The following is an 11787-nucleotide window of genomic DNA, read 5'->3' on the forward strand; positions in this document are numbered from 1 at the left end:
AAGGGAACGTGCCACCCAGCCGCGCAATTGACCTTTACGTAAACGATAAAGCAGGAGCAGCCCCATGAGCATCGACTTCAAGGACAAGGTAGCCATCGTCACCGGCGCCGGCGGCGGTCTGGGCCGCGAATACGCGCTCGAACTCGCGCGCCGCGGCGCCAAGGTCGTGGTCAACGACCTCGGCGGTGCACGCGACGGCACCGGCCATTCGGACATGGCCCTGCAGGTGGTCGAGGAGATCGAGAAGGCCGGCGGCGAAGCCGTGTCGAACGGCGGCTCGGTCACCGAATTCGAGCAGATGGAAAAGATGGTCGCCGACGCCAAGCAGAAGTGGGGCGGCGTCCACATCGTGATCAACAATGCCGGCGTGCTGCGCGACAAGACCTTCGCCAAGATGACGATGGACGACTTCGAATTCGTCGTCGACGTCCACCTCAACGGCTCGGCCAACGTCACCAAGGCAGTGTGGGAAACCATGCGCGAGCAGGCCTATGGCCGCATCCTCATGACCGCTTCCTCGACCGGCCTGTTCGGCAATTTCGGCCAGGCGAACTACGGCGCGGCCAAGCTCGGCCTTGCCGGCCTGACCAAGACGCTCCAGCTCGAGGGCGCGAAGTACAACATCAAGGTCAACACGATCAGCCCGGTAGCGGGCACGCGCATGACCGAAGACCTCTTCCCCGAAGAGGCCTTCAAACTGTTCGACCCGGTCAACGTGGTCCCGGCCGCACTCTTCCTCGTCAGCGAGGATGCCCCGACCAACGCCATCGTCGGCGCGGGCGCGGGCGGCTTCCACTCGGCCTGGACCGTGATGAACGACGCGGTCTGGCTGAAGGACGAAGACCGCACGGTAGAAGGCTTCGCCGCCAACTGGGACAAGATCAGCGAATTCTCGAACCTCAAGGCTCCTCAGTCGGGCAGCGAGCAGTCGGGCGCGATCCTGACCGCGATGCAGAAGGTCACCGGAACCGGCCCGAGCAGCGCTCGCGGCTAAATCGCACTGTATTGACGGACTAATACACTAGGCCTATCTTCCCGCTGTAACGGCGGGAGGATAGGCCGATGTTCGAGTCAATATCGCACGCAGAACCGCTTCGCTTGGTCCTGAAGGCCATCATCCTGCTGCTGGCGGGACTGCTGATCTTCTATCATGCGACGATGCTCGTGGACCTCTTTCGCGGGCAAGGCCTCAGCAGCGATGCCCGATACAATGCGATCCAGGGCGTCCTGCGGCTGGCGATCATGGTCAGCCTGATCCTGGTCGTCGCAGGCAAGCGAGAGGCGCTTCCAGCGATGTGGATCAGCATCGCCGGGCTGGTCGCAACGCAATACTGGGCGCATTGGGGAAACCTGCCCGTCGACTTCACTGCCGGGCGGCACCCGCTGTCCTACCTGAAGGGCTTCATCTTTCCCTCGATCATCACCGCCGCGTTTCTCTACCGTGCGGCGTGAATCCGATCCGCGCCGCTATTCCCCGACGGTCTTGAGCAGGCGCCGCTCGATAGGAGCGATCACGCCGGGCAATTCGTGCCCGCGCTTGAGCACCTGGCCGTGCTCGCCGAACAGCGTCCACATGCCCTGCCTGTTGCGCAGGGCGGGCCGCTTCTCGATCCGCGCCTGCGGCCGTTCGGCGGCGCGGCGGAATGCGGAAAAGGCCGCGAAGTCCCTGGTGAAATCCATCGCATAGTCGCGCCACTGGCCGGCGGCGACCATTCGACCGTAAAGATCGAGGATACGGGTCAGTTCCTCGCGACTGAACCCGACCTGCAGCGGCTGGCGACCGGGGAAGGCAATGACGGTCTCGCCGAGGAAGCTCATCAATCGTCAGTGCCACTGCGCGGGGCGGGTTCGCGGTCGGACCGCAGCGCCTCGACCTCGGCGCGCAGCATCTTGAGTTCGGTCTCGAGCTTCTCGACGCAGTCTCGGCTCGGGGCGCAGGGGTCGTCGCAGGGGGTGCCGTAGGGGATGAATTCCTTGATCCACTGTTCGGCGGGCACCAGCGTGCTGCGTGCCTTGAGGCCGATCATGGTGGCGCCTTCGGGCACGTCGTCGGTCACCACTGCATTGGCCCCGATCCGCGCGCGGCGACCGATGGTGATCGGCCCGATGACCTGCGCTCCCGAGCCGATGATGACCTCGTCCTCGATCGTCGGATGGCGCTTGCCGGCCTTACCGTTGGTGGGATTGGTGCCACCCAGCGTGACGCATTGGTAGATCGTCACATTGTCGCCGATCTCGGCGGTTTCGCCGATCACCGAGAAGCCGTGATCGATGAAGAAGTTCTTCCCGATCGTCGCGCCCGGATGGATGTCGATCGCGGTCACCATCCGGCTCCAGTGATTGACCAGCCGAGCGAGGAAGAACAGTTCCGCCTCGAACAGCCAATGCGCGATGCGGTGGTAGAACAGCGCCCAGACGCCGGGGTAGGTAAGCACTTCCCAGCGGCTGCGGGGCGCAGGATCGCGTGCCTTCACGCTGTCGAGATAGGCGACAAGCCGTTCGAACATTGGCACTATTCTCCCACTCGCGGGCGGTTAAATCAAGCGGCCCTGCTCGGGCCCTTGTACCGCCTCCAGTGCGTCGCGCCATACAGATAGGGTTGGCGCGACCTGCCGTTCAAGGCTCAGCCGGTCGATTTCGGCGACGATTTTCTCGATAGCGGCATAGCTGCGCTCCATGCGCGGAACGAGATAGGCCGGTGCGCCCTCGCCCAGCGCCAGCCCGCGCTGCGCCGCGTAGGAGAGCATGAGGTCGCTCGCCAAGGAGTCATCGGGGGCTCCGATCTCGAGTTGCAGCGCGGCGCTCATCCGGCTGCGCAGGTCGGGCAGCGCGATCTCCCAGTTCTCGCCATCGACCACCAGCAGCAGTGGGAAGCCGTCCTCCTGCGCCCGGTTCCAGCGATGGAATACCTCGGTCTCGTCGAGCGATTCGACACCGTCGATCACGCCCCCGGCATGGCGGCTCGCGAACCAACGGGCGAAGAGCGACTTGCCCGAGCGCGGCGGCCCGTGGAGGATAGCGGTGCGAAAGGGCCAGGTTTCGGGCGCGGCCAATGCTTCAGCAACCGCGCGGTTGCCCGTTCCGAGAATGATGCTCGCCGGCTGTCCCGATGTGGCCGGAATCAGAGGTAGAGCGATCTGCGAGCTCATCGCCGGCGCTTCAGCGACTGATGGCGAGCGCGTTGCTGCCCTGGCTGACCTTGAAGCCGCGCGCGCGCAGCGCCTCGGCCAGTTGGCCGATCGAGCCGGAATAGCTCACCGTCATCACCGAGGTTCCGCCGATCGCCGTGCTGCGCACGCCCGTACTGCGCACGCCCGGAGCGCCCCTGACCGCGCTGACCGCACTGTCGAAAGCCGCAGCATCGGGGGTCGCGACCTGCACGGTGTAGAGCGCGACCGAACCTTCGGGCGGCGGCGTGCGGATCGGCGCTGCGGTGATCGCATCGCCGCTTTCGGCGGTGGGCTGCGATGCGGCGACAGCTGCCTGGTCGCGGGCGCGCATCGCGCGGCCGAGTTCGAGCAGGCGCTGGAGCGCCGGGCTGAGTTCGGGCGTGCCGATATTGAGCGTCGGATCGGGCCGTAGCTTGCCGTCGGCGAGCGCAAGTTCGAAGATCCGGTCGAAGCGCACCACTGCGCGCTCGAGCATGGCGGGCAGCTCTGCGGGCGAGGCGGCGGTCATGGCGAATCCGTCGAGATATTCGTTGTCGGGTCCGAAACGCGCGGTGAAGCTCCCCTCGATCGGGCCGCCGGGATAGGTGTAGCGGAGGTGCGCGATCGGCACGAGCACGTCGGCCGCGCCGAACTGGTCGAGCGCATTGCGCCACCAGGTGCGGCTGCGACGGCCCGTCTGGCCGTATGTCAGCAACAGCGAATCGCCACCCGAACCGGTCGGGCGGACATAGTCGATGCGACTCTGCCCCGCCTGGTATTCGGCCCAGGCGCGCTGCCACGGATTGCGCTGCTCATAGACCATCTGCGTGCCGGCGGAGACGGTCACCGGCAGGAGCAGCATCGGTGCGGAACGTGTCGCCTCGCTCTCGCTGCCGAGATAGCGCGAGGCGCGCTGGCGATCGAAGACGACGCCGAGCGTGGCGATGTAGCGCTTCGGGCCGAGCTGCTCGCGCTCGATCACGATCGCCGAGACCAGCCCCTCGATCTGCGAATCGCTCAGCTCGGGCCCGTCGAGCGTCTCCCACGCCTTGCGCTGCGCCTCGACCCAGGCCTTCGCGCGCGCTTCCGACCCGCTGGCCGCACTGACGTCGACCTCGACTCCCGAAACCTGGATATCGCTGGTCGAGGCCACGGCGGCGATTCCGCGCTCGCCGCCGACCTGCGCCCAGACCGCGACGCCGAGTGCACAGAGCACGGCGAGCGCCAGCACCAGCAAGGCGGGACGACGAAGGGCGGGCTGAAGGGAGATGGCATGGCTCATGGGGAAAACAGGGCGCCTTTTGCCGAAAGGCAACTGGAAATCCAAGCGCGAAAGCGTAAGGCGGGTGGCATGAGTGACAAACCGCACAATTCCGCGCCTTCCTATACCTACGAACAGGCGGGCGTTTCGATCGAAGCGGGCAATGCGCTGGTCAAGGCGATCGGTCCGCTGGTCAAGGCGACCATGCGCCCGGGTGCCGATGGCGAGATCGGCGGATTCGGCGGTTTCTTCGATCCCAAGGCGGCGGGCTACAAGGATCCGCTGCTGGTCGCAGGCAATGACGGCGTCGGCACCAAGCTCAAGCTAGCGATCGACAGCGACCGCCACGACACGGTGGGCGTCGACCTCGTCGCCATGTGCGTCAACGATCTGATCGTCCAGGGCGCCGAGCCGCTGTTCTTTCTCGACTATTTCGCCACCGGCAAGCTCGAGAACGGGGTTGCCGAACGCGTGATCGCGGGCATCGCCGACGGCTGCAAGCTGGCCGGCTGCGCGCTGATCGGCGGCGAGACCGCCGAGATGCCGGGCATGTATGCGGCGGGCGACTACGATCTAGCGGGGTTCTGCGTCGGCGCGGTCGAGCGCGGCGAGCAGCTGACCGGCGAACGCGTCGCGCCCGGTCATGTCCTGCTCGGCCTCGCCAGCTCGGGCGTCCATTCGAACGGCTATTCGCTCGTCCGCCGGCTGGCATCGGACAAGGGCTGGAAGCTCGACCGCCCCGCGCTGTTCGACGGCGACCGGCTGCTGATCGACGCGCTGATCGAGCCGACGCGCATCTATGTGAAAAGCCTGCTTCCCGTCGTGCGCGACGGGCTGGTCGATGCGCTGGCGCATATCACCGGCGGCGGGTTGCTCGAAAACATTCCGCGCGTGCTGCCCGCGGGCGCGCATGCCGAAGTCGATGCCGATGGCTGGGAGCAGCCAGGGTTGATGGCCTTCCTCCAGGCGCAGGGCAACATCGAGCCCGCGGAGATGGCGCGCACCTTCAACTGCGGCGTCGGCATGGTGCTGGCTGTCGATCCGGCCAATGCCGAAATCGTTCGCACCCGGCTCGAAGAGGCTGGCGAGACCGTGCTGGCGGTGGGCCGGATCGTCGATGGCGCCAAGGGCTGCACCGTGCGCGGATCGGCCGGAACCTGGGCGGCGCGCGAGGACTGGTCGGCGACGCATAATGCCTGAACACGCGTCCGGCAGGGCGAAGGTCGCGGTCTTCGCATCGGGCATGGGCACCAACATGGGCGCGCTGCTCTATGCCAGCCGCCTTCCCGATGCGGCCTATGACATCGTTCTCGTTGCATCGAACGATCCCGCAGCCGAGGCGCTGACGCTGGCCCAAGCCGAAGGCGTTGCCACCTTCGCGCTGTCGCACAAGGGCATGGCGCGCGCCGAACACGACGCAGCGATGGAACGGGCCGCGAAGGATGCCGGCGCGCAGTACATCGCGCTCGCCGGTTACATGCGCATCCTGACGCCCGAATTCGTCGAACGGTGGGATGGCCGGATACTCAATATCCACCCTTCGCTGCTGCCCAAATATCCCGGCCTCGACACCCACGCGCGCGCGATCGCAGCGGGCGACAGCCACGGGGGCGCGACCGTCCATCTGGTGACCGAGGATCTCGATGCGGGTGCCGCGCTGGGCCAGGTCGAGGTCGCGATCCTGGCCGGTGACACGCCCGATACGCTCGCCACCCGCGTGCGTTTGGCCGAACACCAGCTCTATCCTCGCGTGCTGTCGGACTACGTCTCGCGCGGCAACGATCCGCAATGGCTGCTCGAACGCGTACGCGAGCTGGCGCTCTCCCTGCCGCAAACGCATGAGCGCGAGAGCCACGGATCGCCGGGCTTTCGGGTGGGGAGCGAAAAGTCGGGCAAGTTCTTCGCCTATTTCGCCGACCAGCACCACGGCACGCCGCATGTCTCGCTGCTGGCGAAATGCGGGAGCATGGACGAGCTCGAGAGCCTCGTCGAAGCGCAGCCGCACGCCTATCACAAGCCCGCCTACTACGGCGCGAGCGGGTGGATCGGAGTGATCCTCAACCGCCCCGGCGTCGATTGGGACAATGTCGCCGACTGGCTCCAGCGCAGCTGGCGCCAGGTCGCCCCGAAGACGCTCACCCAATTGCTCGACGCGGCGGACGAATTCTGAAGCGATGGCCACCCGGTTCCGCCCCCACCCGCTAGCGAGGGCGCGCACGGCGGAATGGGCGGACCGCGCGGTGCAGGCGCTGTGGGACAGGGGCGTGACGCCCAAGCCGCCGCTCGATCCCGACTATCTTTGGCAGGTGGGCAGCCGGGGCTTCGGGGGCGAGGACGAGAGCTCGATCCGCAGCGCGGCAGAAGTCGCGGATTTCCGCCAGCGGCTAGAAATCCTGTGCCGCAGCCTGCGCGAAGAAGCCGGGCTGAACGCCCTCGGCCACACAATGGCCTATGGCCAGCTCACCTCGGCGATCCGCAAGCGCCACGCGCTGGGCCGGGTCTGGCGCGACGATGCGGCGCTGGCGAAGACCCCAATCGCCCCCCCGATCATCGTGGTCGGCCAGATGCGCGCGGGTACCACGCGCATCCATCGCCTGCTCGCCGCCGATCCGCGCAATTGCGGCACGCGTTTCTGCAACAGCCATTTTCCCGTCCCCACGACCCCCGACTTGCGCCCGCTCAAGGCCGGCGCGGCGCTCGCGCTCGCGCGGCGCTTCAACCCCTGGCTCGACACACTCCACCCGTTCGGAGCGACGCGGATCGACGAGGAGATCGGCTGGCTCGCCGGCGCGCTCTCGCCCGCGACCTTCGAGGCGCAGTGGTACGTGCCCGGCTTCGTCGCCTGGAGCGAGGAGCGCGACGCAGCGCCGATCTATGCCGAATTCGCGCGCATCTTGCGCACCGATGCCGCAACGATGAACAATGCCGCCCTGCCGCGCGTGCTCAAGTGCCCGCAGTTTTCGGAGGACCTGCCCGCGCTGCTGGACCAGTTTCCCGATTCGCGGCTGGTGGTTGCCCGGCGCGACGGCACGGAGCTTCTAGAGAGCTCCATCTCGCTGGTCGCGAGCCAGATGGCCTTCCAGAGCGACACGATCGACCTCGCCACGATCAAGGCCGAGTGGACGCGCAAGCTGGCGCTGCGCGAGGCGCGACTGGAAACCGCGCTGTCGCACTTCGCCGGACCGGTGGCGGAGATAGACTTCGCCTCCCTCGGCGTGGACTGGCGCGGCGAAATCACCAGTACCTACGCAGAACTGGGTATCGAACTGACCGCCGAGGCCATGGCCGCAATGGCCACCGAGCACGACCGTTCGGCGGCGGGCGCGCATCACGCGCACCGCAACCAGATCGCGCAATTCGCCGACGGCTAGGCCTTCTTGCCGATCCCCGGGATGAAGGCCCCCACAGAGCCGCGATAGGCAGCATACTCATCGCCAAACGCATCGAGCAGATCGCGCTCCTCATGCGCAATTCCGATCATGATGTAGACCGTCATGCCCACGGCGAAGAGCAGGTGGCCGTACGTCATCTCGGGGGTCGCCCAGAAGGCGATGAAGAAGCCCGTGTAGATCGGGTGTCGTACGAGCTTGTAGAATAGCGGAGTGCGCATCCTCGCGTCTGCCGGCGGCGTCCCGCGCAGATTTTGCCAGGCCTGCTGCAGGCCGAACAGTTCGAAATGGTTGAGCAGCCAGGTCGAGATGAACAGGATTGCCCAACCGAGAGCGAACAGCCCCCACAGGATCGCACGCCCGACGGGGTTCTCGACGGCCCACACAGCGCCTGTGATGGGGTGCCAGAATGCGAACAGCAGGACGAGGGCGATCACGGTTGCAAGACAGTAGATACTGCGTTCGAGCGCCGGCGACACCACACGCGTCCAGCCGGCCTTGAAGCCGGGTCGAGCCATGACCGAATGCTGGATGCCGAACAGGACGATCAACGCCAGATCGACCACCGCCGCCGTGGCGGGGCTGGCCACAAGTCCCTTGTCGAGATGCGTCGGCATGATGGCGAACCCGCCGACGAAACCGACGAGGTAAAGAAACGCGCCGAAGAATGCGAAATAGATGGCGATCGACGTCGCCATGACCAGATACCGTCCCATGGTGTCCTCCCCTCCGAGGCGCGACCCTTGGCAATACCAATCGAAGGGCTCAGGCTAGACCCTTAACGGCAATCTTACAAACCTGTGCGAGCTAGGAACGAAAACGGGCGCGTTCCGGCAAAGGAACGCGCCCGCTCGATGATCGAATGATGCTGAAATCAGCCGACGATTTCGTCTTCGTCGAAGAAGAAGTCGATTTCGATCCTGGCATTCTCGTCGCTGTCCGAACCATGGACCGAATTGGCTTCGATCGATTCGGCGAAAGCCTTGCGGATCGTGCCGTCGGCGGCGTCGGCCGGGTTGGTCGCGCCCATCACGTCGCGGTTGCGCTTGACCGCGTCTTCGCCTTCGAGAACCTGCACGACGACCGGGCCCGAGATCATGAAGTCGACCAGTTCGCCGAAGAAGGGGCGTTCCTTGTGGACCGCGTAGAAGCCTTCGGCCTGTTCCTTGGTCATCTGGATGCGCTTCGAAGCGACGACGCGCAGGCCGGCGTCTTCAAGCATCTTGGTGACGGCGCCGGTCAGGTTGCGACGCGTGGCGTCGGGCTTGATGATCGAAAAGGTGCGGGTAACCGCCATGGTGATGTTCCTTGCGTAACGATTTTATGGGGAGAGGCTTCTCGCGCGCGCCCCTAGCGCCGCGCACGCGCGCGGGCAAGATTCATTCGAGACCGCGGCCGACCGACAATTGCGCCTGGGTCACCTCGCCCTTGCGAGTGGCGGTGAAGGAGAAGCTCGTCCCGTCGGCACTCTCGCCGCCGATCATCGTCATCGGCCCGCTCTGCAGCGACGTGCCGACCTCGATCCCCGCAGCTTCAGCCTGCGTGCGGTAGAAGCGAGCGATGTCCTCGGGCATGGCCGCGCTCTCGAAATTGAGCAGGACCAGCAGGCCGTCGGCCTGCTCGACGCGCGTGTTGTTGGTCACCGTGGCGCCGGGATAAAGCGAAAAGCCCGCGGGCAATGCGACGGGCACCTTCTCGCCCGAACGCAGTGTGGTTGTCGTTCCGTCGGTATCGGTGTGGCGTGCGCTGGTTTCGCCCGTTTCGCTGTCGATGGCATAGGAACCCCGCGGCGCATCTTCGGGCTCGGCGCTTTCCTGCGTGACGGGCGAACCCTCACCGCTGCATCCCGCGAGGGCGACGGCTGCGGTGGCGAAGGCGGCGAGCCGGGTGAATTCGGTCATGCGGTGCATGCCAGATCGACCCACGAGCCGCCGGGAGGTTCCCTCACGCGCCTTCGCGCCAGGCACCGCTCTCGTCCTGCTTGTGGATCCGGTTGTCGACCCTGTCGTCCTTGGCGAAACGGCGCCAGAGGTTCGCGGCAGCGTCGCGCTGCGCCGCATCGAACAGCAGCAGCACGCGGTCGAAACCGAGCGCCTCCTCGCGCCAGGCGCCATCGGCGATCAACGCCATGCGCGCCTCGTTCGGGGCAGCGCAGGTCTCGGAGAGCAGGATCGGCTGGCGCGTCTCGTGCGGGCCGCCCGCCATCCCGTTGGCGAGAAAGGCCGCCCCGCCCTGCTCCCACAGGGTCTTCGCCAGATGGTCGCGCTGGCCCGGATCGCCACTCACCACCAGCAGCCGCTCGCCGGCCTGCAGGACCTTGCGCGCGAGCTTGGCGACGGTGACGTCGACCGGGTCGCGGCTGAGCTGGTAGAAGTCGACGCGGGTGGTCATCATTCCTGTCCCGATGCGGTGGTGCGAGAGGACGAGCTCACCCGGCGCCCCTTATTTCTCCAGCGTGTCACGCACGAAGCGGTCGACCAGGCGCACGCCGTAACCGGTCGCGCCCTTGCCCCAGGTACGGCCCGGCTTGTCCGCCCAGACCGTGCCGGCGATGTCGACATGCGCCCAGGGCGTGCCGTCGACGATGAAGCGCTGGAGGAACTGTGCCGCGGTGATCGAGCCTGCACCCTTGCCGCCGATGTTCTTCATGTCGGCGATCGGCGAGTCGATCAGCTTGTCGTAAGCCGGGCCGATCGGCATGCGCCAGTTGCGGTCGCCGGTGGCTTCGCCCGCCTCGTGAAGGTCCTTCGAAAGCTGGTCGTCATTCGAGAAGACGCCGGCATATTCATTGCCCAGCGCGACGATCATCGCACCGGTCAGCGTGGCGAAATCGACGATCCGCGCGGGTTTGAATTCGACCTGCGTCCAGTGCAGCGCATCGGCCAGCACCAGCCGGCCTTCGGCGTCGGTGTTGAGCACTTCGATGGTCTGGCCGCTCATGCTGGTGACCACGTCGCCGGGGCGCTGCGCCTTGCCGTCGGGCATGTTCTCGACGAGGCCGACCACGCCGACGACATTCACCTTGGCCTTGCGCGAGGCGAGCGTCAGCATCGAACCCGCAACGGCGCCCGCGCCGCCCATGTCCCACTTCATGTCTTCCATGCCGGGCCCGGGCTTGATCGAGATGCCGCCGGTGTCGAAGGTCACGCCCTTGCCCACCAGCGCGGTCGGCGCCTCGCCCGGCGTACCGCCATCCCAGCGGATCGCGAGGATGCGCGATTCCCTGTCCGAACCGAGCCCGACGCCGAGCAGCGAGCCCATGCCGAGCTTCTCCATCCGCGCCTCATCGAGCACGATAAGCTCGGCCCCGGTGCCGGCGAAGCGTTCCTGGCAGCGCGCGACGAAGCTCTCGGGATAGAGGATATTGGCCGGTTCGGTGACCAGTTCGCGGGTGAATTCGACGCCGGTCGCGACATGCGCCGTGTCGGCCCATGCCGCCTCGGCACCGTCGGGCGCGCCGAGCACGGTGATCGTGGCGAGCGTCACCTTCTGCTCGTCCTTCATCTTGGTGCGGTAGCGGTCGTAGCGCCAGTTGCGCAGACGCAGGCCGAGCAGGACATAGGCCGCCCCTTCGGCCGAAAGTCCGCCGGCGGACAGGTCGAGCACCAGATCGGTCTCGCCGCTCGCCTGATACTTGGCCGCGAGCGCGGCCCCGGCCTTTTCGCAATTGGCGAGACGCGCCTCGTCGTTCTTGTCTCCGAGGCCGGCGACGGCGAGGCGGAGCACCTGCCCGTCACGTTCGGCAAAGCCTTCGAAAACCTGCCCGGCAGCGCCCTTGAAGCGCGCTGCCTCCATTCCCTCGACCAGCGGTTTTTCGAGGCCAGCGGGAACCTTGCCCTTGTCGGTGACTTGCGCAACAAGGCGCGCATCCTGCGGGCGGGACTGGCTGAACTGAATGTGCATGGATACTCCGGAATCGATTTCTGGAAGGGAAGGCGTGGCTCGCACGCTTCCTGCGAGGATGGCGATTGCGATTAGGCGTGGCCGG

14 protein-coding genes are annotated in these 11787 nt (G+C 66.5%); 5 read left to right on the forward strand and 9 right to left on the reverse strand.

The window, feature by feature from the left end:
* Window positions 1-64 precede the first annotated feature (64 nt).
* Together K3181_RS02455 and K3181_RS02460 are read left to right on the forward strand one after the other, a co-directional pair.
* Window positions 65-994: an SDR family NAD(P)-dependent oxidoreductase gene (locus K3181_RS02455; protein WP_221600451.1), complete on the forward strand. Its 930-nt coding sequence runs from the start codon at window positions 65-67 to the stop codon at window positions 992-994.
* 68 nt (window positions 995-1062) lie between these two features.
* Window positions 1063-1452, forward strand: coding sequence for a hypothetical protein (locus K3181_RS02460; protein ID WP_221600454.1), 390 nt, complete (start codon window positions 1063-1065; stop codon window positions 1450-1452).
* Window positions 1453-1467: 15 nt separating this feature from the next.
* On the opposite strand, the gene K3181_RS02465 is transcribed toward K3181_RS02460, so the two are convergent.
* From K3181_RS02465 to K3181_RS02480, 4 genes are read right to left on the reverse strand one after another with little or no spacing between them, the layout of a single operon-like run.
* Entirely contained in the window at window positions 1468-1818 is a 351-nt protein-coding gene (locus K3181_RS02465; RefSeq protein WP_221600456.1) for a DUF2794 domain-containing protein, read from the reverse strand.
* Window positions 1818-2507 (reverse strand): serine O-acetyltransferase EpsC, encoded by a 690-nt coding sequence (epsC, locus tag K3181_RS02470; protein ID WP_221600458.1) that lies wholly within the window; start codon window positions 2505-2507, stop codon window positions 1818-1820. The genes K3181_RS02465 and epsC overlap by 1 nt, the downstream gene beginning before the upstream one ends.
* Window positions 2508-2534: 27 nt before the next feature.
* The gene (locus K3181_RS02475; protein WP_221600461.1) at window positions 2535-3149 is read right to left on the reverse strand and encodes a P-loop NTPase family protein; all 615 of its coding nucleotides are present in this window, start codon (window positions 3147-3149) and stop codon (window positions 2535-2537) included.
* Window positions 3150-3159: 10 nt separating this feature from the next.
* Entirely contained in the window at window positions 3160-4431 is a 1272-nt protein-coding gene (locus K3181_RS02480) for a heavy-metal-associated domain-containing protein (protein ID WP_221600463.1), read from the reverse strand.
* Window positions 4432-4500: 69 nt separating this feature from the next.
* On the opposite strand from K3181_RS02480, the gene purM reads away from it, so the two are divergent.
* Genes purM through K3181_RS02495 form a run of 3 tightly spaced genes read left to right on the forward strand, consistent with a single transcriptional unit; the run spans window position 4501 to window position 7781 of the window.
* Window positions 4501-5610, forward strand: a complete 1110-nt coding sequence (gene purM / locus K3181_RS02485; protein ID WP_221600464.1) for a phosphoribosylformylglycinamidine cyclo-ligase — start codon at window positions 4501-4503, stop codon at window positions 5608-5610.
* Window positions 5603-6580 (forward strand): phosphoribosylglycinamide formyltransferase, encoded by a 978-nt coding sequence (gene purN / locus K3181_RS02490; RefSeq protein WP_221600466.1) that lies wholly within the window; start codon window positions 5603-5605, stop codon window positions 6578-6580. The genes purM and purN overlap by 8 nt, the downstream gene beginning before the upstream one ends.
* Before the next feature lie 4 nt (window positions 6581-6584).
* Window positions 6585-7781 (forward strand): sulfotransferase, encoded by a 1197-nt coding sequence (locus tag K3181_RS02495; RefSeq protein WP_221600468.1) that lies wholly within the window; start codon window positions 6585-6587, stop codon window positions 7779-7781.
* Here the strand turns inward: K3181_RS02495 and mddA are convergent.
* The 5 genes from mddA to K3181_RS02520 form a co-directional block, all read right to left on the reverse strand.
* Window positions 7778-8515 (reverse strand): methanethiol S-methyltransferase, encoded by a 738-nt coding sequence (gene mddA / locus K3181_RS02500; RefSeq protein ID WP_247714838.1) that lies wholly within the window; start codon window positions 8513-8515, stop codon window positions 7778-7780. The two genes, K3181_RS02495 and mddA, sit on opposite strands and share 4 nt — an antisense overlap.
* 158 nt (window positions 8516-8673) lie before the next feature.
* Window positions 8674-9096, reverse strand: coding sequence for a nucleoside-diphosphate kinase (gene ndk / locus K3181_RS02505; protein WP_221600470.1), 423 nt, complete (start codon window positions 9094-9096; stop codon window positions 8674-8676).
* Between the two features lie 82 nt (window positions 9097-9178).
* Complete coding sequence (locus tag K3181_RS02510) at window positions 9179-9700, reverse strand: hypothetical protein (protein WP_221600472.1); 522 nt, start codon at window positions 9698-9700, stop codon at window positions 9179-9181.
* Between the two features lie 43 nt (window positions 9701-9743).
* Window positions 9744-10190 (reverse strand): DNA polymerase III subunit chi, encoded by a 447-nt coding sequence (locus K3181_RS02515; protein ID WP_221600474.1) that lies wholly within the window; start codon window positions 10188-10190, stop codon window positions 9744-9746.
* 51 nt (window positions 10191-10241) lie between these two features.
* The gene (locus tag K3181_RS02520; RefSeq protein ID WP_221600476.1) at window positions 10242-11702 is read right to left on the reverse strand and encodes a leucyl aminopeptidase; all 1461 of its coding nucleotides are present in this window, start codon (window positions 11700-11702) and stop codon (window positions 10242-10244) included.
* Window positions 11703-11787 lie beyond the last annotated feature (85 nt).

Source organism: Qipengyuania mesophila (assembly GCF_019711655.1).
Classification (GTDB): Bacteria; Pseudomonadota; Alphaproteobacteria; order Sphingomonadales; family Sphingomonadaceae; genus Qipengyuania; species Qipengyuania mesophila.